Annotated in this window: 20 protein-coding genes and 1 pseudogene; 6 read left to right on the top strand and 15 right to left on the bottom strand. The window is 48.0% G+C overall.

Going from position 1 to position 23,817, the window contains the following annotated elements; all coding sequences use genetic code 11:
- Window positions 1-44: 44 nt before the first annotated feature.
- From ACXX82_RS18540 to ACXX82_RS18480, 13 genes are all read right to left on the bottom strand, one after another.
- Entirely contained in the window at window positions 45-704 is a 660-nt protein-coding gene (locus ACXX82_RS18540) for a phospholipase D family nuclease (RefSeq protein WP_322237232.1), read from the bottom strand.
- Window positions 701-1,954, bottom strand: coding sequence for an RsmB/NOP family class I SAM-dependent RNA methyltransferase (locus ACXX82_RS18535; RefSeq protein WP_322237229.1), 1,254 nt, complete (start codon window positions 1,952-1,954; stop codon window positions 701-703). The genes ACXX82_RS18540 and ACXX82_RS18535 overlap by 4 nt, the downstream gene beginning before the upstream one ends.
- Before the next feature lie 219 nt (window positions 1,955-2,173).
- The gene (purN, locus tag ACXX82_RS18530; RefSeq protein ID WP_322237228.1) at window positions 2,174-2,809 is read right to left on the bottom strand and encodes a phosphoribosylglycinamide formyltransferase; all 636 of its coding nucleotides are present in this window, start codon (window positions 2,807-2,809) and stop codon (window positions 2,174-2,176) included.
- 168 nt (window positions 2,810-2,977) lie between these two features.
- On the bottom strand, window positions 2,978-3,376 hold the full coding sequence (locus ACXX82_RS18525) for a barstar family protein (RefSeq protein WP_322237226.1): 399 nt from the start codon (window positions 3,374-3,376) through the stop codon (window positions 2,978-2,980).
- Between the two features lie 58 nt (window positions 3,377-3,434).
- Window positions 3,435-3,866 carry a guanyl-specific ribonuclease gene (locus ACXX82_RS18520; RefSeq protein ID WP_322237224.1) on the bottom strand — a complete coding sequence of 144 codons (432 nt, stop codon included), beginning with the start codon at window positions 3,864-3,866 and terminating at the stop codon, window positions 3,435-3,437.
- 256 nt (window positions 3,867-4,122) lie between these two features.
- Entirely contained in the window at window positions 4,123-5,307 is a 1,185-nt protein-coding gene (locus ACXX82_RS18515; protein ID WP_323506241.1) for a patatin-like phospholipase family protein, read from the bottom strand.
- 302 nt (window positions 5,308-5,609) lie between these two features.
- A complete protein-coding gene (locus ACXX82_RS18510; protein ID WP_458563456.1) occupies window positions 5,610-8,111 on the bottom strand; it encodes a sodium-translocating pyrophosphatase in 2,502 nt (833 codons plus the stop codon).
- A 271-nt stretch (window positions 8,112-8,382) separates the two neighbouring features.
- Complete coding sequence (gene adk / locus ACXX82_RS18505; RefSeq protein ID WP_322237219.1) at window positions 8,383-9,039, bottom strand: adenylate kinase; 657 nt, start codon at window positions 9,037-9,039, stop codon at window positions 8,383-8,385.
- Between the two features lie 349 nt (window positions 9,040-9,388).
- Window positions 9,389-10,141: a 3-deoxy-manno-octulosonate cytidylyltransferase gene (gene kdsB, locus ACXX82_RS18500; protein WP_323506239.1), complete on the bottom strand. Its 753-nt coding sequence runs from the start codon at window positions 10,139-10,141 to the stop codon at window positions 9,389-9,391.
- Window positions 10,142-10,253: 112 nt separating this feature from the next.
- A complete protein-coding gene (locus ACXX82_RS18495; protein ID WP_458563455.1) occupies window positions 10,254-10,457 on the bottom strand; it encodes a Trm112 family protein in 204 nt (67 codons plus the stop codon).
- Window positions 10,438-11,487, bottom strand: coding sequence for a tetraacyldisaccharide 4'-kinase (gene lpxK, locus ACXX82_RS18490; RefSeq protein ID WP_458563454.1), 1,050 nt, complete (start codon window positions 11,485-11,487; stop codon window positions 10,438-10,440). The genes ACXX82_RS18495 and lpxK overlap by 20 nt, the downstream gene beginning before the upstream one ends.
- Before the next feature lie 208 nt (window positions 11,488-11,695).
- A complete protein-coding gene (locus ACXX82_RS18485) occupies window positions 11,696-12,133 on the bottom strand; it encodes an ExbD/TolR family protein (RefSeq protein WP_458563453.1) in 438 nt (145 codons plus the stop codon).
- Window positions 12,134-12,364: 231 nt separating this feature from the next.
- Window positions 12,365-12,970: a MotA/TolQ/ExbB proton channel family protein gene (locus ACXX82_RS18480; protein WP_322237209.1), complete on the bottom strand. Its 606-nt coding sequence runs from the start codon at window positions 12,968-12,970 to the stop codon at window positions 12,365-12,367.
- A gap of 1,143 nt (window positions 12,971-14,113) precedes the next feature.
- Here ACXX82_RS18480 and ACXX82_RS18475 point away from each other — a divergent pair.
- From ACXX82_RS18475 to ACXX82_RS18460, 4 genes are all read left to right on the top strand, one after another.
- Complete coding sequence (locus tag ACXX82_RS18475) at window positions 14,114-15,277, top strand: zinc-binding metallopeptidase family protein (protein ID WP_323506237.1); 1,164 nt, start codon at window positions 14,114-14,116, stop codon at window positions 15,275-15,277.
- 557 nt (window positions 15,278-15,834) lie between these two features.
- Window positions 15,835-17,196: an exodeoxyribonuclease VII large subunit gene (gene xseA / locus ACXX82_RS18470; RefSeq protein WP_458563452.1), complete on the top strand. Its 1,362-nt coding sequence runs from the start codon at window positions 15,835-15,837 to the stop codon at window positions 17,194-17,196.
- 322 nt (window positions 17,197-17,518) lie between these two features.
- Window positions 17,519-18,097, top strand: coding sequence for a superoxide dismutase [Fe] (gene sodB, locus ACXX82_RS18465; RefSeq protein ID WP_322237203.1), 579 nt, complete (start codon window positions 17,519-17,521; stop codon window positions 18,095-18,097).
- Window positions 18,098-18,505: 408 nt separating this feature from the next.
- Window positions 18,506-19,666 (top strand): mechanosensitive ion channel family protein, encoded by a 1,161-nt coding sequence (locus tag ACXX82_RS18460; RefSeq protein ID WP_323506235.1) that lies wholly within the window; start codon window positions 18,506-18,508, stop codon window positions 19,664-19,666.
- Between the two features lie 115 nt (window positions 19,667-19,781).
- Here ACXX82_RS18460 and ACXX82_RS18455 read toward each other — a convergent pair whose 3' ends face one another.
- A complete protein-coding gene (locus ACXX82_RS18455; RefSeq protein ID WP_322237201.1) occupies window positions 19,782-20,474 on the bottom strand; it encodes an HD domain-containing protein in 693 nt (230 codons plus the stop codon).
- Between the two features lie 437 nt (window positions 20,475-20,911).
- On the opposite strand from ACXX82_RS18455, the gene ACXX82_RS18450 reads away from it, so the two are divergent.
- The gene (locus tag ACXX82_RS18450) at window positions 20,912-21,880 is read left to right on the top strand and encodes a GlxA family transcriptional regulator (protein ID WP_458563451.1); all 969 of its coding nucleotides are present in this window, start codon (window positions 20,912-20,914) and stop codon (window positions 21,878-21,880) included.
- Window positions 21,881-21,971: 91 nt separating this feature from the next.
- On the opposite strand, the pseudogene ACXX82_RS18445 reads toward ACXX82_RS18450, so the two are convergent.
- Window positions 21,972-22,217, bottom strand: a pseudogene (locus ACXX82_RS18445) (SDR family oxidoreductase); the annotation flags it as partial.
- 295 nt (window positions 22,218-22,512) lie between these two features.
- Between ACXX82_RS18445 and ACXX82_RS18440 the strand changes: the two are divergent.
- Entirely contained in the window at window positions 22,513-23,736 is a 1,224-nt protein-coding gene (locus tag ACXX82_RS18440) for a 3-oxoacyl-[acyl-carrier-protein] synthase III C-terminal domain-containing protein (RefSeq protein WP_458563450.1), read from the top strand.
- Window positions 23,737-23,817: the final 81 nt, after the last annotated feature.

The following is a 23,817-nucleotide window of genomic DNA, read 5'->3' as shown; positions in this document are numbered from 1 at the left end:
ATGATGGGGAGTGTTGGTCTGTATAGGATAGGCGTCTGAGGGTGTTACCGTTGGACTGTCGTGTTGTCGCGCACGGTTTTTGTACCGGCTTTACCGCGACGCTTAGCCGTATCCGGCAGGCTTCTGGCGTCCTTAAGGTGACGCTGCCAATTCATTGCGTAACGTGCGGCTATCGCTGGATTATCGCGAACGATAAGGACGTTTTCCGCATTTTTATGCTGAGCGCTCCAGGTAAAATTAAAGCTTCCTGTTATCACCGTGGCATCTTTTTCCGTCGGATCAATTACGATAACTTTATTATGGGCACTCCGATAGTTTGTCTCGCCCCATACTGGAATATTAGCAGTTACTAAGCGTTCGACTTGAGTTCCAGGATTTTTTTTAAGCTGATGCTCATCGACCAGTATCTGAACATCTACCCCACGTTTCCTGGCAGCAATCAATGCCGTAGCAATTGGGCGATTCGTCAATATATACGCTTGGACCAATACCTGTTTGCGAGCGCCCGCGATCTCCTGCGTGATCAAACCCTCAATATCATCCCAAGGTGAAAACGCGGCTTGCAAAGTGCCGGTCGCCAGTTCACGTGGCGGTGTCGCGTCAAAAGCGCGAACCTGCGCCGCCGCCAGTCCCATCGTGATGATGATAGTGGCGGCAACCAGCCGTTCGCGCAGCTTTACGAAACAAAAAGAGCCTGGCGTCATTTACGGACAAATACCGCCGCAAAAAAACCGTCTGTGTGATGCAGATGTGGCATCAGCTTCAGATAATCATCCATTTCCAACGCAATTTTTTGCTCTGCTAAGACATCCTTCATCGGTAGCAATGAAAAATCTTCGTGCGTAGCCAGGAACTGCGCTGCAATTGCTTCGTTTTCTTCATCAAGTAGACTACAAGTGCCGTATACCAAACGACCACCTGATTTGACTAAGCGTGCAGCGCTCGACAAAATCGCGGTTTGCTTGGCATTCATTTCGATAATCGCTTCTGGCGTCTGACGCCATTTAACATCAGGATTACGGCGCAAAGTGCCTAAGCCACTACAAGGTGCATCAACCAACACGCGATCAATTTTGCCAGCCAAACGCTTTACCTTTGCGTCATTTTCATGCGCAATCAGTACTGGATGGATATTCGACAAACCACTACGCGCCATCCTTGGCTTTAGCTTTGCCAGACGCTTTTCAGAAACGTCAAACGCGTACAAACGTCCCGTATTGCGCATAGTCGCACCGAGCGCCAAAGTCTTACCGCCAGCGCCAGCACAAAAATCCACAACCATTTCGCCACGTTTTGCGCCAACGATTTGGGCCAGCAACTGACTTCCCTCATCTTGCACTTCAATTGCACCACTCTTAAATAGGGGCAAATTTTGAACAGATGGCTTTTTAATAATACGCAAGCCGAGCGGCGCATACGGTGTCGGCTCACAAAGAATCGGTGCCTCCGCTAGCGTAGCGATCACATCATCACGTGCAGCTTTGACTGAGTTGACCCTTAAATCTAGAGGTGCAGGCGTATTCAATGCTTCCGCGAGCAACAAGGTATTTTCCTCACCATCACGCGCGACCAGTTTTTCATAAAGCCATGCCGGTAAATTAGCGCGCATGTGCGCTGGCAACAGTCGGCGATCGATTTCAGCCACCCGCGCTAGCCATTCTGCTTCTTCTTCGGACAGACCACCAAGAGAATCTGCACCAACCGCGTCAGCCAGACCTAACAAAGTCATTCTGCGCATAGTCGGGCCATTGCCAGATTCGGCAAAACTGGTGTACACCAATTTGTTACGTAATAAACCATACACAGCTTCGGCTATTACACCACGTTCACGTGAACCAAGCTTTGGGTGATCGCGAAAATAGCGGGATAAAGTAACGTCGGCAGGACCGGTAAATCGTAAAACTTCGCGCAATACTTCTTCGGTAAGACCGATGATCGCTGGAGGCAATCTCATGTTAAATCTTTCATAAAAACTAATTATTTTGTTTGAAGCGCAGCGCTTCAGGTTGCTATCTGTTTTGGATACTTCTATTTTTACTATGTTTTTGCTCTTTTTATGGTGCTGTTTTTTTGTCTTTTTTTGCTTCAAACGTATTACTGATACTTATAGCGTCTTTAAGATTACGTTTCCAGACTACATGCGTGACATATTCGGGTCAATGACGGTGAGCAACTATTCCGCCAAATCACCATCCAACGCGATGTCACCGCGCTTATACACTCGTCCATTTTGGATCATGAGTCGCCCTTCTACAAACCACCGAACTGCACGGGGATACATTTGATGTTCCAGTATCAAGATCCGCGCCTCTAACGATTGAACAGTGTCGTCGTCCATTACCGGCACCACTTCTTGCAGAACGATCGGCCCATGATCAAGATCAGCAGTCACAAAATGAACCGTTGCGCCATGCACTTTAACACCCATTGTCAATGCTTGAAGATGCGTTGCCAACCCGGTGAAACTTGGTAATAAGGACGGATGGACGTTCAGCATCCGACCTGCATAATGCTGAACAAACGGCGCAGTCAAAATTCGCATAAATCCCGCGAGCACGACCAAATCGGGTGAAAACCGGTCTATTTCATCTAGCAACGCAGCGTCAAATGACGTGCGGTCAGGGTAATCTTTATTGGAGACAACCGCTGTCGGGATACCGTGCGCAGCGGCAAAGGACAAACCACCTGCATCGGCGCGATTGCTTATAACAGCCGCAATTTTGGCCGGCCATTGCTCAGTTTGTGCTGCCCGGACGATGGCTTCCATGTTGCTGCCACGTCCAGAAATAAGGATAACGATGCTTCTCATGGCGCGCATTGTACCCGCTGCGCAGCAGCTTAGGAACGTTGACGCACAAAATGACGTAGAAAATCTTCTTAAATTTGGTCTGAAAGAGACAAAGCGATTTCTAAACCGACGATGCGTTGCAATCGCATTTTAGTTGCTTATTATGCAACACTGTGTCTTGAAACCAAGTTATTGAAAAGAGTAAAACACGCGAAAAGCGACTTTTTTCTCTGCCCAAAAATCCGCACTATCCCGGAACACGTCCAGCAAAATTTCACGAGCCTCTTTGTCAAATTTTTGTGTATTTGGCAATTGCTCTATAACGATGATAAAACCTGGCTGCGGTCCGGCTTTATGCGCAAGATCTGTCAGACAATCGGCTAGTGCATCGAAGTTCTTACCGAAATGTTTAGGAAAATAAAAAGCTTGTGCAATTTTTGAAAGCACCTGTTGTTTGGTCATTGCCTCTGCACAATATGCGTACAGAAAATGTTGGCCCAGACGAACTGCCTCGGTCTGTAATTCAGCCACGCGAAATGCACGGATAGATTGCACTACGTTTGGCGGCACGGTTTTAAACAAACTCATTTTTCCCTCAACTAAATGCAATGATGGGTTGCAGTTTTATACTGAAATCGATATTTGACTATTCCTGAACACGCTTAAAGGAGGCGTAATGGTCATCGGTATAATAATATTCACTCGAAGCGTTGACTGTTCCACCAGAGATAAGTCGGCGAGCGCCGCGGTTCCTTGCTCGCGGTGTTTTTACGGTGAACTCATGATAATAACCACGCTTTTGTTTTGGCAAAAGCCCCTCATAGTTTCCAAACACGACGCCATCTTTCCTATAGGAAAAAGGTCCACCCTGCTTGATCAGCACCAACGTTTGCCGGGCCTCGACGGGGAGTTGCGATAAGGCAATTGTATCGACTAGCAACGGATTGCGGGCAAAAACTTGGACCGAAAACAACAAGCCTATTAGCAGGAGACCAAATTGCTGAAGAAATGGGAGTCGTCGCCGAGCGCTCACAATCGCGAAAATGCATGCGTAAATTGAAGCTACTTTATTTTTCATATTTTCAATAATTTCTGAAGAATCAGCTATTGAGATTAACTTGTTGCAGAAACCCAATCAACACGCATCTACCATCCGTACAAAGTTGATGCCCACTTTCCCTGTATTTAGCCCGATCGCGGGCCTCTCAATGAAAACACTTAATATCAACTCGCGCAGTTTCGGTTAAAAGTTCTGACAGTTCTTCAATAACAAAACAAAACAAGAATAGAGCTAAAGATATTTTTTAGCCGGTACGAATTCGGCTAAGCACGAATCAATCGTTCGACACTTGATCGGCAAAAAAATTCACTACATCCTCGCGCCGTGCATACGTATCCTTTTGCCCCATTTGTATTAATTCGCAGGTATAACCTGATTCGAACAATAAATAGGAAGCCAATGCCGCACCCCTTAATTCGGTTGCACCTATCCCGCCCAGCAATGCACGAATTGATTTAGGGAGGCTACGGATATGACGAATAGCGATGTCATCAATTTGCTCTGACGGCGAAATAATGAGCATTTCAATGGGCTTCAATGGCGTGTGCTCGCGTTGCTCCTCAGTGAGAAATGACAGCGTGTGATTAATACGCTCCAGTCGCTCGATATCGACGGCCAGCCCATCGAGAAAAATACTCGATAAAGCATGCCCTGCAATTTGCGCCAAACTAGGGTAATGGGGAAACAGAGGAACATCCATCGGTGGCTGCATCATGCGGCCCGCACCGACTACCAATACCTTGCTCGCGCCAAGATGAATTGCGGGAGAAATGGGAGCCAGTTGTCGCATCGAACCATCTCCAAAATATTCACGCTGACCTTCGCAATAAATGGGAACGGCCGGAAAAATAAACGGGATCGCAGACGATGCCAGCAAATGTTCGACACCGATCTGGTCTCTGATCGCACGTCGCTGGCTGCGCGTCCAGGATTGAATTTCGTGGGCACTCTGGTAAAAGGTCGTGTGCAGACCCGTACTATAAGAAGACGCCGTTACCGCCAGCGCTTTCAAACTCCCGTTAGTCAACGCGGCGTCCAACCCCTTTAAATCTAACGAACGATGTAACAGTGTCACCAAAGGCGTATTGTCGAGCAAGGAACTCGGTGGATGTGCGTGCCATTGACGCAGTAACCAGCCAAACGACAGCAACGAAAGCCAACGCGCGCCTGACCGTAACACGCCAAGCGAATCCGCCCGATAGACATGTTCGACACTAAAATGCTTCCAGACCTGGAGAAGATGATCAACGCCCTCAGAAAAATTATCCGCCCGACACGCCAGCGCAGTAGCATTAATAGCACCTGCTGAAGTCCCGCAAATGATATCGAACGGATTCCGCTTTGACGCCCACCCGTGCTCACGCAAAATGGCGGAAACCGCATCCAGAACGCCGGCCTGGTAAGCTGCACGCGCTCCGCCTCCGGTCAAAATAAGGCCCACATTTTTTCTGTTCGTCATGATGCCAAGCTTAACAGGGCAACGCATTATTTTTGCAAAGGACCGCAAAAACAAGAAATTCCCCAAATATGTTCGCGCTGATACATACACACAACGTATGCACCCAAACGTAGAAGAGAGAGACCAAAGCAAGAAGCGAAAAGCGAAAATCAAGCTTCCAACAACAATCTCACTACGATCAGCGGTTTTTATAAAAAATTTGCGCAATCCTGTGGAGTCGATAACGTGCTATCTGCTTGGCGCAGATAGCCAAAGATTTGATTGCGCCTCCTCAATATCGTGAGGCGTAGTCACTGCCAAAATCATTGGATGCTAATCTCCACTCTCCGTGCCTCTGCATTGTCGCCACTACCGGTGGTACTCTCCGGTTTTTGCAATATGATCCGGTCTTCGGTGACACCACCCATTAACAACAGTGCCTTGACGCTCATGGCGCGCTCTTTGGCGATCTCGGCGTTATTTGCTGAGTTACCAGTGGCATCATGAAACCCTCGCAAGACCAGCTTGGCGTCGGGCCTGGCTTTAGCGGCAGCGATGATAGTAGCCAGCTGATCTGCAGCACCAATCGGGGCATCGCTTTTGCCCTCGGCAAAACGAATCACTGTGACATCGGTTGGCGCGGCAAGCGTACCGGTTACCTGACCATGAGCGGAAGCACCTGCATCAACCGCGCCACTGCTTCCGCTCACTGTTGGCGCTACGACCAAAGGTGTCACCACGACTGCAACAACTTGGGTCGGCACACTTGCACCACCCAACAGGTTTGCGCCTCCCATCGGCAAAATTGGTACCAGTAATAACGCCACAATATTGATGATTTTGATGAGTGGATTAATTGCCGGTCCCGCCGTGTCTTTATAAGGGTCTCCGACGGTATCGCCGGTCACTGCCGCCTTATGCGCCTCCGAACCTTTGCCACCGTGATTGCCGTCCTCGATGTATTTTTTGGCGTTATCCCAGGCACCACCGCCGGTCGTCATCGAGATGGCGACAAACAACCCCGTAACAATAGTCCCCATCAACAAACCACCAAGTGCCGCCGGGCCTAATATTAAACCCACCAGAATCGGAACAACGACAGGAAGTAGCGACGGCACGATCATTTCCTTAATCGCAGACGAAGTCAGCATATCGACCGCCTTGTCGTACTCGGGTTTACCAGTGCCATCCATGATTCCTTTAATATCACGGAACTGTCGACGCACTTCGACCACTACAGCGCCAGCAGCCCGACCGACCGCTTCCATCGCCATGGCCCCAAATAAGTACGGAATCAGTCCACCAATAAATAAACCAACAATCACAAGTGGATTTGATAATTCAAAGGCGGTACTGTTACCGACCGAATCCAGTGCATGGGTGTAATCAGCAAACAGCACGAGCGCCGCCAATCCGGCCGAGCCAATCGCATAGCCTTTGGTCACCGCTTTGGTCGTATTGCCGACCGCATCAAGCGGATCAGTAATCGCACGCACCGATTCCGGCAAGCCCGACATCTCTGCGATGCCGCCCGCATTATCGGTAATCGGTCCATAAGCATCAAGCGCAACGATGATGCCAGCCATTGACAGCATCGCGGTCGCAGCAATCGCAATGCCGTACAAACCGGCCAGCCAATAAGACGCAAGAATCGCGACACACACCGCGAGCACTGGATAGGCGGTTGACTTCATGGAAACGCCGAGGCCAGCAATAATATTGGTGCCATGACCGGTGGTCGAGGCCTCAGCAATATGACGTACAGGTTTGAAATCAGTGCCAGTGTAATATTCCGTGATGTAGACCATCAGGCCGGTCAGAATGATACCGATTAGTGCAGAACCCATCATCGGCAACACCATCGGAGGCGGTAATAGTAGCCAAGTGACTACCGCGAAGCCAATCAGGCTGAGAATCGCCGCCCACCACAAACCCGTGTACAAAGCCGACATAATTTTTTTGCCGGGCTTGACCTTGACCATTGAGCAGCCAACGATGGAAGCCAGAATCGAGACACTGCCCAGCATCAGCGGATATAGCACGGCTTGTAATTCAAATCCTTTAATCAGCAATGATCCTAACAACATGGTTGCAATCAACGTCACCACGTAAGTCTCAAATAAATCTGCCGCCATCCCCGCGCAATCGCCAACATTGTCGCCAACGTTATCCGCAATCACGGCCGGATTGCGTGGATCATCCTCAGGTATACCAGCCTCAACTTTGCCCACCAAATCGGCCCCGACATCTGCTCCTTTGGTAAAAATACCGCCGCCCAACCGCGCAAAGATAGAAATTAACGAGGCGCCAAATGCAAGACCGATGAGCGGCTTTAAGACATCATGCAGCGACATATCCGGGCGACTAAAAAAAGTAATCAGCAATAAATAGAAAATCGTTACACCAAGCAGGCCTAGTCCGACTACCAACATTCCAGTGATAGCACCGCCACGAAATGCCACATCGAGCGCTTGATTTAAACCTTTGGTGGCGGCTTGTGCAGTGCGCACATTGGCACGTACCGATACATTCATTCCGATAAAACCACACGCCCCGGACAACAGCGCACCGACCAGAAAGCCGAGAGCCGTGACCAGTCCGAGGCCTGGAATAAATCCGATGATGATGAATAGCACCACACCGACGATAGCAATGGTGCGGTATTGGCGAGCCAGGTAGGCTGCAGCCCCTTGCTGAATGGCCGCGGCGATTTCCTGCATGCGCGGGTTTCCTGGGTCTTGCTTTAAAATCCAGCTGCGTGACACCATTCCATACATCACAGCAATAATGCCGCAAGCGATCGCAAACCATAGACCAGATGCCATGTTGACTCCTCCTGTTTTATTACGGACAACCATCACAAAGTAAACAACCACATTAAGTAAATAGGCGTTCCGCCATTTTGGTGGATACGCATCAATCTACAAATCATGTGTACTGAAAAACTTTTTGTTGCCCTTTTATTTTCAGAAGTCGGCCTGGGCTGGCGTGTCTAAAACTAACGGTTATTGATTACTATCCTAACCATATGTGAAATTCTTTACAATCTTTACAGCGCATAGAAATAAAAAAAGCGGACTCATGGTCCGCTCTTTTTTAGGCTTCCAATGCCTTGAAGGCACTGTCGCGAATTTGATCAACAGGTCCAACTCCAACGATTTTGCGATATTGTGGCGCGCCGGGATTTCCTGCCTTAGCCCAGTCACCATAATATTTAACAAGAACTTCAGTTTGCTCGTGATACACAAAAAGACGTTTCTGCACGGTTTCTACTTTGTCGTCGTCACGGAGGATCAACTCTTCTCCAGTCACATCATCAATCCCTTCCACCTTTGGCGGATTGAACTTGACATGGTAAGTGCGACCAGAAGCAGGATGTACGCGTCGGCCACTCATACGCTCAACAATTGCCGCGTCCGGCACATCAATTTCCAGCACGTAGTCAATCGCCACGCCTGCTTCTTTCATCGCATCAGCTTGTGGCACTGTGCGTGGAAAGCCATCAAACAGATAGCCGTTGGCACAATCCGCTTGCTTCAGACGATCTTTTACCAGGCCAATAATAATATCGTCCGAGACCAAACCACCCGCATCCATCACTTTTTTTGCTTCGATACCAAGTGGTGTTCCCGCCTTGACGGCTGCCCTTAGCATATCACCGGTAGAAATTTGCGGAATGTTGAATCGTTCTTTTATAAAGGTAGCTTGCGTGCCCTTACCGGCACCGGGCGCTCCTAGAAGGATGAGGCGCATATTATGTAGTCCTAAGGTGAGTTTGAAATTTATTTGATGACGCTCATTTCTACACTTTCAATGCTAAATATCTAGACTTACTTTGAAAATCGCAGCGGCGTCATTTTGCAACCATTGTTATAACACGCTAACTTTGCATGAAACTTACCACAAAATTTTACCAAACAGCACTCTAACGGTGCAGTTACGTGGTTTTGTAGATGCTTATTTTACCGAGCCATTACTGTTCTTTTACTGTTTTGCTCTGATTCATTACCGGCTTAAAGCTGGTTTATAGCTGATTTAAAGAAAAATCATAGACCAACTTTAGCCAATAAAGAAACCGCTGAGTCAGCGACGCATTAACAAATTAGTCCTTGAAAAATTGTCGCACGCGCTCCAGGTCTTCTGGTGTATCAACGCCAGCGGCCGGTGCGTCCTGCGCGATATGGACCGCAATCGGAAAGCCATGCCACAACACGCGAAGCTGTTCCAGCGCTTCAATTTGTTCTAATGGCGACACCGTCAGTGTCGGATAAGTTTGTAAAAACGCGTAGCTATAGGCGTACAGCCCGATATGCCGTAATGGTACGTAGTCGCTGGGCAACGATTGTCGAGATTGCGCAAACCCATCCCGGTGCCAGGGAATAGTTGCACGAGAAAAATACAACGCACGACCATGTTTACTGACAACCACCTTCACTACGTTCGTGTTAAAGGCATCCGCGACACTATTAATTGCATGCGCTGCCGTTGCCATGGGCACGCCATCTACAATCTGCGCGGCGGTGGCTGCAATCAATTCTGGATCAATTAACGGCTCATCGCCCTGAACGTTAACCACTACGGCATTTGCCGCCAATCCTAAACCCGCTGCCACTTCCGCAATCCGATCCGTTCCAGAAGGGTGATCAGAACGCGTTAAACGTGCGACAACCCCGTATTTCTCACACGCAATCAAAATGTCGACATGATCAGTTGCGACGATGACCTGAGCAGCGCCGGAGAGCGCCGCCCGCTCGGCGACTCGCACAATCATTGGCTTGCCGCCGAGATCAGCTAAAGGCTTATTTGGCAATCTGGTCGATGCTAATCGCGCAGGAATAATGACAGTAAAGGACATTGGCGATCTTTATAGGGACTATTTGATAAGCTATCTGAGCAGTCACGCAACAGCAGACGCGAACGAAAAGCTAAATAAAATGAAAAGCTAAATTCAGTCGGGTGGCTATCAGCTATGACGGCGCGCCGTCCGAGACCACCAGGTCAGCTGGACTATTCAGATCCCGCGCCTGGTCCGCCCACATAATAGGGATGCCGTCGCGAATCGGAAAAGCGAGCCTGTCGGCGTTGCAAATCAGTTCTAGTGCTTTTTTTTCATGCTGCAAAGGCCCTTTACAGATAGGGCAAACTAAAATATCAAGCAGTTGGGTGTCCACGGAGTTTCTCCACAATTTGTTGTATCAGCGCGACGTCAATCTGCGCGGTCACGGGCACAACCCACAAACGCGGGTCGTTTTTGATGGTTTTGATTTGACTACATTTTACTGCATCCTTTTCGGTGATCAGTATGATCTCTGCATCCAGTGCAGCAAAAGGATTCGTCGAAAAATCGTAATGATCCGGCAGCGACAGGGAGTGAAATACCAAACCCATGCCGGACAACATGTTAAAAAACCGTTGAGGGTTGCCAATTCCTGCAGCGGCCAGAATCCGAGGTGCCGGCAGTTTGGTCGAAAAATCAGCGATGCGGAAAGTCTGCGAGCGATCACTCAGGCGCTCTGCGACCTCGCCGATCAACTGCATACGGATCGCCGAGCGCGGCAATGAACTCGGCAAAACTGCCGCTCGTCCCAGGTTCACCACTGTAAAGTCGCGCCTTCGGGACGCCGTTTCACGCAAGGGACCGGCTGGCAATAACCAACCGTTACCATGTCCGCGGCTATCAAACAGCACAATTTCGATGTCGCGCTGTAACCGATAATGCTGTAAGCCATCGTCGGATAAAATCACATCCACCTTCGGATGCGCCTGCAACAATGCTTGCGCCGCTGCAACCCGATTTCGACCCACCACCACGGGACATTGCGCGCGCTGAGCAATCAACAAGGGTTCATCACCGACTTCCGCTGCAACCGAATTCGTCGACACCACGCGTGTTTCAACACTGGGATTGACACCATAACCACGGGAAATCACGCCAGGCGTATATCCCGCCAGCCGTAAGGCTTGTACCAGCCAGATAGTCAAAGGCGTCTTACCTGTACCACCGACGTAAATATTTCCAATCACTATGATCGGAACCGGCAAGCGCGTACTCGCACGCAAGCCGATCACATACGAAATGCGACGTAATCCCGATATACACAAGAATAATAACGATAACGGCCATAGCAAGCACGCCAGCAAACCCCGTCTTTGCCAAGCCGCGGTAAGCACTGATTCGGTCGTGGAGAGCTTACGAGTCAAATGGAATAACCTGTCATAAAAAAGGAATCAAAAGAAATACATTAAAAACAGAATAGGAACAGAAAGAAGGAACCGTATCTATCATCAATAAACGACCACGCTGCGTCAGGTAATGCTATTGATCGAAAAACCTTGATCGAAATACATCGATCAACATGCGTACAAGCCATGATACAAAGCAAGCAATCCCTGCTTTTTACGCTTTTTACTACTTGTGGGCGGCTGCCTGTGCAGCAAATGTCACTTTCTCAAAACCAGCTAAACGCGCTGCCTCCAACACATTAATCACCGTTTGATGGGGCGACATCGCATCCGCGTTGATGACAATCACGGGCGTTTCCTTTGACTTATTGGGGTCGCTTTGTGCGGCCTTCTTCAAATCCTGCGCTAATGCCTCAGCATCCCTCGACGACACCTGCTCCTTATTTATCGCATACTGACCTTGCGCAGTCACCGCCACTGTAATACGAAACGGCTCCGCGATAGCCTTGCCTGCATCTGCGGTCGGTAACGTAATCTTTAGCGTGGTTAAGTTGCTGTAAGTTGTTGTGACCATCAAAAAAATCACAATAACCAACAATACGTCAATGAACGGAATCAAATTAATTTCAATTTCTTCGCGCGCTCTACCTTTGCGAAAATTCATACATGATCCTCCTGGCATTGATTCCTGCTTCGGTCTTACCTAAATTCGCACCTAAGTTCGCACCGAAATTGATTTCTGCGTTTTGTCCCATAGACTTTTCAAAACCGTAGTGAGCGGCATCGTCAAACCGCACATGATGCACCAGAACAGATACTGCTCCACCCTGCAATCCGTTCGTCCGTCGTTTGTAATGCCGTCGTCTGACGCTGCGCAGTATACGTCGAAAAATACTTACTTCCGTTCGCCATGGACGATATCGACAAACTTGATCGCCTGCTGTTCCATAGCGACAATGAAACTATCGATCGTGGCCCGAAAATGGCGGTAAAAAACCAGCGTGGGCATCGCGATACCTATGCCAAACGCGGTATTGTAGAGCGCCACTGAAATCCCATGACCCAGTTGCGCGGGATCAGTACCCGCACCATTGGTCGCACCAAAAATTTCAATCATCCCCACCACTGTGCCGAATAAGCCCATCAGCGGGGCGAGCGAAGCAATCGTTCCAAGGGTCGTCAGAAACCGCGCCAACTCATGCGCTGTGGCCATCCCCGCTTCTTCGATCGCCTCTTTCATCATATCGCGTGGTGCATCGACGTTACGTAAACCCGCAGCCAATACGCGTCCCAGTGGGGAATTGTTTTCCAGGTTGGTGATCACTTCAGCGTTAGCGCGCCCGTTGTGATAAACCAGGATAACCTCGTGCAACAACTGCGGTGGCAAAATACGCGAGCGACGCAAATAAACCAAGCGCTCGATGATCAATGCAGTAGCGATGACGGAGGCACACAATAACAGCCAGATCGGCCAGCCTGCAGCTTGAATAATGGCAAACAAAAGAAACTCCTTGAGAGGACCGCAGACAGGTCTGTCTAATGGAAGCAGAATGTAAACTGTTGAGGCGAAGTGAGCAAGCCCATCGATCGTTGATTTATTCTATTCAGCTCCTTCATTCCCCGAGCAGGAAAAGTTCCACACATTTTTTGTGAATAAGATTGTGGATAAGTCCTAGTGCAGAAATCTAAATCATTGTTTTAAAAGGTTTATTTATCCCTGCATTAAAAAAGTGCAATGCAGCAAACTAATTCAAGAATATTCCCATTTGCAACCAAGAAAGTTCTCCACAGATTTTGTGGACAACTTTGTGAACAACTCAGCCTTGAAGAATCTAACACGTTGATTCGGTTCATCTTTTTGCCATTGTTCAGAATGGGTAAGTGGTTTGGATTTTTTGTTACAAATAACCAGATGTAAAGTAAATCAGTGGAAATACTATGTTCATAAAAAACTGAGGTATCCGCACATACAGACTTACACTAATGCGCAGCAATAGAAAAATAGTTATCCACAGATTTTGTGGATAACTTTGTGTATATCCGAACTGATATTTGATTAAGTCATTGATTTAATGCTGTTTTCACTATCTGTCTAGTGATGCTACAAATACCAGATAACGTCAACTTTATTGATGCACTTGATGAACATAGCGAGCGCATTGATGCTGATATGTAAGTAATCTTTATTTATTCCAGGAATCAATATTCACTCCTTTTACTTATCCACAGAATTTGTGGATAACTTTGTGCACAAAGCAGTCTAAAGTAGGCTAAGCACTTGATTAGCAATGAGTTTTGATTCCTGCGCAGTTCGGACGCAAGGGTGGCGTATTCCTCTCCCCCAATTTATGCAATGCCATGATTTCCAGCCCTGGGAGTGAATAAACAGTCGTTTTATGTCTGGCTGACCCAAAAATAAATCGTCAGACCAACTCCCACGAAAATAAAATAGTGTGCCGCAGCGTTCCGCATGACTAGAGCACATTGATAGTTATTTAATAATATAAAATGAACTACTAACCCTAATACACAAAACGACAAAATGCATACAAATGTAATTCAAAAGAGGTGATTTATGGTCGTTGATATCATTCTTAGTTTTTAGGTTGATAAACACAAAATTGACAAAAAAATAAGGAAAAACATGAAAACTTTTCATTGTGATAAATGTAAACAACAAGTTTTTTTTGAAAACACCTTATGTTTCAGTTGTGAAAGCACCCTCGGATACCAACCCGAGCAACGTGCGGTCAATAGTTTTGAATTAGTTGAAGATAACAAGTGGCGCAGTCTCAATCCGGCCGATGCCGGACGCCTCTATAAACAATGTAGCAATTATGTCAATCAGCATGTCTGTAACTGGATGCTGGATGCAGATGACGAAAATGAGTTTTGCGCCTCTTGCCAGTTGACAGTCATCATTCCCTCGTTGCTGAAAGAAAAAAACCATCTTTTTTGGCAACGGCTGGAGTCTGCCAAGCGCCGCCTTCTTTATTCTCTTTGGTCGCTGGGTCTTCGCCCACTAACGAAGCAGCAAGATGAAGAGCGCGGGCTAGCCTTTCAATTTCTAGAGGATGGTTTGAGCGAGGAACCGGTGATGACCGGCCATGATAACGGTTTGATTACCATTAACGTGATAGAGGCCGATCCGTCAGAACGTGAGCGCACCCGCGAGCAAATGCACGAAGGTTATCGCACGTTGCTAGGTCATTTCCGCCACGAAAGCGGACATTACTATTTTGATCGATTGATTGCCGGCACTGATTGGATAGACAGTTATCGAGAATTATTCGGCGATGAACGCCAGGATTATGCCGAGTGCCTGAAACTCCACTACGAAAATGGCACGCCGCCTGATTGGGAGAAAAACTTCATCAGCATCTATGCCAGTTCTCATCCGTGGGAGGACTGGGCAGAGACGTGGGCGCATTACTTACACATGATCGATACACTCGAAACCGCTCACACCTGCGGACTATCGCTGAGTCCACCGAAGGCTGCCGAGCCTGAAATGGTCATCAGTGCGCCACCTCTAAAAATCGACTCATTCGAAGAAATAATCGGTAACTGGTTTGCGTTGACTTACGTGTTGAATAGTCTGAACAGAAGTGTCGGTACGCCTGACTCTTATCCTTTCAAATTATCAACGCCAGTGCAGGACAAGTTGCACTTCGTTCACCGGGTAGTACTGGCCCAGGTTAAAGCCAAAGAGAAAGCGAATGCAAAAGCAAAAGCAAAAGCAAAGGTGCAACCGAAACCGAAACTCGAACAGGAGTCAAATCCAAAACCGAAACCGAAGCCAAAATAGAAAGCAAAGCTTAGGACAAGCGTGTCTTAGCCTTTTAGTTATCCACAGAAATTGTGGGTAACTTTGTGTACAAGACTGGCCGATTCGCGTTAAGTACTTGATTAGAATGATTTTTATTGGTGTGGATAATATCCGCGCACTTCGTCCAAAAGTACGCTAGCCAGACCATTATTCGCCAAAAAGGCATTCCTGCGCATCACGTCGGGACTTTTCCACAGATTATGTGGATAACTTTGTGTGTAAGCACCTTCCAACACACTTAAGTCGTTGATTGCAAATACTATTTAGACACTGCGTACAGGTGCAGCAAAAATCGATCACAGTATTTTGGTCATGGGCCTTTCGCGATGCAACCAAGAGCACAACGAGTAAGTGTCTTCCAGACCGTCTTTCGTCGCTTTACGATCTACAATAGCGCCTTGAATGTGTGGGTAGCATCGCTTTAAATACGCAATCATAGTAATCAGCCAAATAATAAGTCACATTTAAATGCCATTCGAATGACATCCCATTGTGTTTTTGCAAATAAATAACTAAGCCACTCACCGAAGGTCTCAATGCTTTTCGCCCCACCCGCCGACAGTCGCGTCGGCAGCGCACCCGTGCTCTCTGTCTTCGCCCTCAATCAGGCCGTGGCGCGTATGTTAGAACGCAGTTTCCCCTTAACGTGGGTTTCCGGCGAAATATCCAACTTTACGAAGGCGGCCTCCGGTCATTGGTATTTCACACTAAAAGATGACGGTGCACAAGTGCGCTCGGTCATGTTCAAAGGCCGTGCGCAACATGCCGGATTTACCCCGCGCGAGGGAGATAAGGTCGAGGTACGCGCCCTGGTCACGCTCTATGCACCGCGTGGCGACTACCAACTAAATGTAGAGGCCATCCGCCGGGCTGGCGCTGGAAACCTATACGAAGCATTTTTACGACTTAAAGAAAAACTCAATGCAGAGGGTCTTTTCGATCCTGTTCGCAAGCGCCCTATCCCACAGTTCGTCACCTGTATCGGCGTTGTTACCAGTCTGCAAGCGGCAGCGCTACGCGACATTCTGACAGCGCTGGCCCGCCGCGCACCGCATGTCCGCGTGGTCATCTATCCCACGCCGGTTCAAGGCGAAGGTGCCGCGGAAAAAATTGCTAAAGCAATCAACACCGCCTCATCGCGTAACGAATGCCAGGTATTGCTGGTCTGCCGCGGCGGTGGCAGTATTGAAGATCTCTGGTCATTCAATGATGAAAGCGTCGCCCGTGCCATCGCTGCGGCAACGATGCCGGTTATTTCCGGCGTCGGTCATGAAACTGATGTCACGATTGCCGATTTCACTGCCGATGTACGTGCAGCGACCCCGACGGCTGCCGCCGAACTGGCAGCAATCCCCCGCAACGACTGGCTGTCGTTAATAGCAAGCAATGCCGCTGATATGACTCGCGCAGTCCGCAGACAACTCGGCGAAACCGGCCAGACCCTTGACTGGCTAACCCGTCGACTGGTTAGCCCCGCGACCACAATCGGCCATGAGCGCCTGAAATTACAAAGCCTGCAAACCCGATTGATGCACGCCACTACTATTCCGTTAAGACAGTCGCGCTATAGCCTTCTGCATTTGCGAACACGCTTAACCGCACAATTACCGGACACGCGCCGCGCAAGAATTCTTTTATTAGAGCAAACACGGCGCCTCGAACATGCGCTCACGAACCAAAACAAACAATCCCGGGTCGCACTAAAGGCACTTAATGCGCAACTGGAATTGCTAAATCCACAACGGACACTTGAGCGTGGTTACGCCATTGTGACCAATGCAAAAGGCACCGTTTTGCGCGCGCCAAAGGAACTCCAACCGCGTCAGATCGTCACAATACAGTTGGCAGAAGGTAGTGCGAAAGTCGGTATTGATAGTGTCCAGCCAACGTTCGACTAGCGTGACTTTGCAATAAAGGTATTTGAATTCGTCTGATTGCTGCATGGAATAGATAAGCGCTTTACAATAACGCCCTTGAACCTGTGGAATCTCTGTGGTTAGGTAGCGCAAAAACCCTTCATAAAGCGATCACGGTCAGCAAGATGATGCTTGTAAAAACTGGAGCCGTACGAAAGGTTGGAAAGCATCGCAGTACCGGAATTGGTTTATGTAATCGGTTTGAAGGCGGATTTAACGTTGCCCTGATTTGCACAAAGCAGGACAAAACACAACAGACCTAACAGGGTCTCAGTAGCCCCATAAAACTTAGAAAGGACACACCATGGCATACACACTCCCACCCCTCCCGTATGAACTTGATGCATTGGCACCTCACATTTCCAAAGAAACACTGGAATTCCATTACGGCAAGCATCACCAAACCTATGTGACCAATCTGAACAATCTGGTTCCAGGTACAGAATTCGAAACCGCCTCACTAGAAGATATCGTCAAGAAATCTTCTGGCGGCGTTTTCAACAACGCAGCGCAAATCTGGAACCATACGTTCTACTGGAACAGCTTGTCCCCAGATGGCGGCGGCGCACCTACCGGCGCTCTGGCTGATGCGATCAATGCTAAATGGGGTTCGTTCGACAACTTCAAAGTTGAATTGACCAAATGCGCAGTTGGCACCTTTGGTTCCGGTTGGGCATGGCTGGTCAAAAAGACTGACGGCTCGCTGGATCTGGTCTCGACTTCAAACGCTGCAACACCACTGACAACCGATGCAAAACCACTGCTCACAGTGGACGTGTGGGAACACGCGTATTACATCGACTACCGCAATGCTCGTCCAAAATACCTGGAAGCATTCTGGGCATTGGCAAACTGGGATTTTGCTGCAGCGAATTTTGCTTAATTTCAATTGACCGAATAAGCTGAAGAACTGATTTGACGAATGAATTAATGGTAAACCAGAATTTATAAGTCAAACAAAAGCCGACTTCCCAGTCGGCTTTTTACTGCCAATTTCAGTTACAAAAAATTGCGCAAGAGATTGCTATACTGGTCAGAGCAACCGGAGAAGAACGGCACAGCTATCGTAATTGATTACTGGCCTCGACATTTGCTCACCTGCTTCACTAAAAACGCTATGCGGATTTGCTAGACAACATTCATACTTCAGATCGCCAAACTCATTTTAATCCGTAAAACATCCATAGCTAAAATAGCATTTTTCTCATACGCGAGTAAGGCGCTTAGCCCCCGATAACACCGGTCAGGCGAGCCTTCCTGTATGCTTCATGTACGGAGGAAATATTTGCCTATGGATTTCAGCTTTTTGTCCGAGATACATCAGGGACCATTACGTTCGGGTCTGATCGCTCTTACTACCGCTTTCGTGGCATGCCTACTTGCCGCAATATTGCATCGCGCAGGAATTTTTCTGTTACGGCGTATAGCCGGTAATCGACCGTTTACGACCAATGCAACCATCATCGCGTTTCGTGCGAGTCAGATTTGCATGCTGCTATTCGCGATCCGAATAGTGCTAACCGGCGCGCCGGAAGATACGCCATGGCTAGTGCCTTTGTCTTACCTGACCTCGGTCGGCCTCATTCTTGCACTTACCTGGCTCGCCATGCAATGCATCAAGGCGGTCACTGTCACCGTAGTCAATCGCAACCCAGCCGACGTGATCGACAATCTAAAGGCGCGTCGAATCCTGACGCAAACCCGCGTACTGGCGCGCAGCGCACATTTTATCGTTGGCCTGCTCGGACTTGGTTTCGTCCTACTCACCTTGCCCGGAGCCAAACAATTTGGCGCAAGCTTGTTAGCATCTGCGGGCGTGGCTGGGTTGGTCGCCGGTATGGCGGCGCGACCGGTTCTTGGTAATTTTATTGCAGGACTACAAATAGCGTTTTCCCAGCCAATACGAATCGATGATGTTCTCATCGTCAAAGGCGAATGGGGACGCGTAGAAGAAATTACCGGCACTTTTGTTGTGATACGCATCTGGGATGAACGTCGCATGATCGTGCCACTACAATGGTTCATCGAGAACCCATTTGAAAACTGGACACATAATTCCTCCACAATTCTCGGCACCGTTTTTTTGTGGCTGGATTTTGTAGTGCCGGTACCAGCATTACGCGTCGAATTTGAACGCATTTGCAAGTCCTCGCCGTTATGGGATGGCCGGGTCTGTGTGCTCCACATAACAGATGTCAACGAACGGGCGATGCAAGTTCGTTTACTCACAAGCGCCCAAGATTCTGGTACCGCTTTCGATTTACGTTGCATCATCCGTGAAGAAATGATTTCCTTCATCGCCGCTCATTATCCACAGGCATTACCGCGCCTACGCACCGCACTTGATCCGATTGAAGTGAAATCGTCTGGCCGAAACAACACCGATCCGCTTGATACGATCATTGATGGGCCGCCACAGCAACAAAGCGATCAAATTGCACCCATTCGCTAGTCAACAAAAGCCATCGATTCAATAGCCTGGAAGACAGATCCCTTGTAAATGAGAAACCACGGTAATAGTAGCGTGGGCTAAATATAGAAAGTGGGTGCCATGGAAAGTCGGAAGATTAAACGCTCTTATGATGACCGGGATTGTTGCAGCAAATCCCATTCTGATTATCGTCGTTCCATGATGACTTAAGAATCAGGCTACAAAAATTGATGCGTTTATAAGTGGGATCTTTAAGTGCCAGTACATCGGCCTTGATATTGCCGAAAGTTGTCTCCGGTTTATGACGGGTACCTTTAGCAAAAGCATCAATAATATTATCTTTAAAATGCAGACCACGCGGATGCGCTTGCACAATCTGGTTTCGCTGCGCATCGGTAAAATCGCTATAGGCAAAACCCAGCACATCCATTTCGACACCCGCCGTGACCAGTGCCACAACAGGTTTCTTGTATTGTGTAATTCCCGGCGTAGTATGCAATGCGATGGCGTCCCACACCTGCTCAATATCAGCCTCGCCAATACCGTATCCCTTTAAAAAATCACGTGCGGCGTTTGCGCCATCCACTTCGAAGCGGTCATGTTTGCTACTATATGTCTCGATGAGCCCCATATCATGGAACATGGCGCCGATGTAAAGCAGTTCTGGATCGTACTTCAGCTTTTTGCGCTCTCCAGTCAATGCGCCAAATAAAAATACCCGAGTCGAATGATGAAACAATAAATCCGTTTCAGTGTCTCGAACCAGTTGCGTTGCGTCCCGCGCCATCCGGCTATCAGGAACGTGGATACCGGCGATAAAATTGCTCATAAAATTCTCCAGATCGCACTGCGCTGATCAAGGCAGCGACAATGCGTTGTTCAAATAAAAAGTGGCCGACAATCATCACAACAGATACAAAAGACACCATAGTCGTGACAATTACACGCGATCAAATGTGGCAGAAGTCAGCCATTCCTTGCGCGCCTGACTCTCTTAATGCTAGCGTGCAATGCAGTTCACTTTAATGGGAAGAATGCTTCGGTACAATGCGGAGCATGCGTTGAACACAGCCAACCGCACGCCTTATCCAGCCATCACCGATACTATGATTTCATGTAGTATTTCGTTCGGTAGCCAAAAAACTTTCGGACGTGGCGTGGCGTCCCCACCGACAATCAGCTACAAAATGATCTGAAAGTGCGATATTTCGCGACGCCGCCGCTCTACGTCCGACCGGCTATTTGACTCACTCAAGGGTATCTTCGATGCGAACTATTGCCATTGCGATTTTTTCTGGTGTTCAAGCGCTTGATGTTGCCGGACCGCTCGATATTTTTGTTGAGGCAAATAATTTCGTTTCTCCCGGTAACGGCTATGCGATAACATTAGTAAGCGCAACCAAGGATGCCGTGCGCGCTTCGAACGGCATGCGTTTGCTTGCGGATGTAACGTTTGCCGAAGCCAACGGCCCCTATAACACCGCGTTAGTAGCAGGTGGACCCAAGCTACCAATTGACGCACCAGATTCGCAGCTAATCGCATGGTTAATTAATGTCGCTTCACGCTGCGAACGCTTTGGATCGATATGCACGGGTGCCTTTGCACTTGGCCACGCAGGGCTGATCAATGATCGCCATGTCACGACACACTGGCAAAATGCACCGCAATTAGCGCAACAATTTCCGCGTGCGCGGGTTCAACTTGATCGTATATACATTCGCGATGGAAATCTGCTAACCTCCGCTGGTGTGACGGCAGGGATTGATGGTGCGCTGGCATTAGTAGCAGAAGATCACGGTCCAAAGATCGCACTTGCGGTAGCAAAGCGCCTGGTCGTGTTTGCTCAGCGTCGGGGTGGTCAATCTCAGTTTAGTCCCTTCCTCGTTGCTCCCACAGACGATACATCGCCAGTCGCCAAGGTACAAATCTATGTGATGGAGCATATTAGAGAACGCTTTACGGTCGAAAAACTCGCCGAAGTGGCTGGTATGAGCACACGTCATTTTGCGCGTATGTTTTTGCAATTGACAAGCGTGACACCACATGAGTTTGTCGAACGCGCACGCGTAGATACGGCCCGCTATTTTCTTGAAAGTACCGATGACGCGCTGAAGGCGGTCGCATACGATTGTGGTTTTGGCAATGCTGATCGCATGCGCATTGTATTTAACAAGCGCCTCGGCGTAGCACCTCATGCATATCGGGCGAATTTTAGAAAGAATAGTCCTGATTAAGTGAATGGTTCGTAGACATCAAAGCAAATGCGACTGTCACTTTCTTACGCACTGCCTTGATGCTTCAATCTTTGTTATCTGACGACTGACATCACTTCGCAGTCATGCAGATTCCGCCATCTAGACGAATGACTTCGCCGTTAAGATAAGCGTTTTCGACAATTGTTTTTACCAACCCGGCAAATTCTGCCGGCTTACCCATACGCGCTGCAAACGGTACTGTCTTACCCAGCGCATCTTGCACTTCGGTTGGCATACCCAACAACATCGGCGTTTCCATAATGCGAGGCGCAATAGCCATCACCCGAATACCAAAACGTGCCAATTCACAAGCCACGCAGCAGAAGACACCACTATCAAGGAGATAATGTTTCATTTACCCCCTTCAGCCACCATCAAAAATTCACGGCAATAATTACCTAGCCGACAAGTCTATCAGAAATGGCAACTGCATTCTCATTGGGTTTGCATGAAAGTCAAGCTGTAAAACATTCCAGTTTCCGATGCTAGGCTTGAGCAGCAAGCTTAGGCGTGGTTCATAGCTACTCCAAAAAATTAAGTGAATCGACAAAATTTTTATTAAGTTTAAGTTTCAGGCATTCAAGATTAATTTCTTAAGCGAGGAATGAAGAATGACCACAACTTCCATAATAATTGCTCAACTTTCTGATTTTACAGTTGTCATGCCTCATGCCACTTATGATCAGGATGATATCTTATGTTGGCTGGCGGCTGCCCATGCGCGCGTGGAGACTCTACGGACACCGAAGGAAAATGGAGAAATTAAAGAATCATGGGATCAACTTAATTCTAAAATGCGCAAGAGTTTTGAGCTCTTCGGTTGTAAAAAATCGCGGATTTCCACTCGCTCTTTTGATGTCCTCGATGTAGGAAATATTAAGTGGGATGAATTGCGCTTATACAACTTGAATTTGCCTCAGGGAGATATTCCTACAACTTCCCTTTATGGAAAAGACATGGGGCAAAGAACGAAATTTTTCCGAGAAAGATCGCGCTCTCTTTTTCATAGATTTTTCCCTCAAGAGTCTCATCCACCTGAACATATTATTCATGTGAGTTGTACCGGCTACTTTTCACCGAGTCCGGCTCAAAGTCTCGTAAATCTTAATAGATGGATGAAAAAAACAAATGTCACCCATGCCTATCATATGGGTTGTTATGCTTCCATTCCCAGTATTCGCCTCGCCGAAGGGTTGCTATCGGCATTGCAAAAAAAGAAAAATTCCCCATCAGCGGGCGTTAATACGATCGACATTGTTCATACAGAAATGTGCAGTCTCCATGTCAATCTTACTGATCACTCACCAGAGCAAATAGTGATTCAAAGCCTTTTTGCGGATGGCCATATAAAATATTCTTTGCAGCCATTTGATGCTGAATCGAAGAATACTTTGGCCATCATCGTGATCAAGGAAGAAATCATTGAGGACACAGAAGAACTGATGACATGGTCACCTGATAGTTGGGGGATGACAATGACCCTTTCCCGAGAGGTTCCTAAAAAAATAGCCGATCATGTTTTGACTTTTGTTTCCCAAATGCTTAGTGAGGCTGATCTTCCCATAAAAGATATTTTTCAAAATGGTATTTTTGCCATTCATCCTGGCGGTCCAAAAATAATTGATTCGGTTCAGTCTTTGCTCGGATTAAGGGAAGATCAGGTTCAACATAGCCACGAAATTTTTTTTTCTCGAGGGAATATGTCTTCGGCGACTCTTCCTCACATCTGGAAAAATTTAGTGGAGGATGAAGCTATATCAAGCGGGAAAATCATTGTTTCCCTCGCCTTTGGCCCAGGTTTGACAATATTTGGATCTGTGATGAAAAAATTCTGATTTGCCGGAATAGCCTTCTGGCGCAGACTCCCACGAAATGTTGGCGTCTGGTTTCAATTTTTCCAGGCGATGATGAAGACG

The organism is Glaciimonas sp. GNP009 (assembly GCF_054343755.1).
The sequence above is the reverse complement of the archived record's forward strand: the minus strand, read 5'-3'. Positions and strand labels throughout refer to the sequence as shown.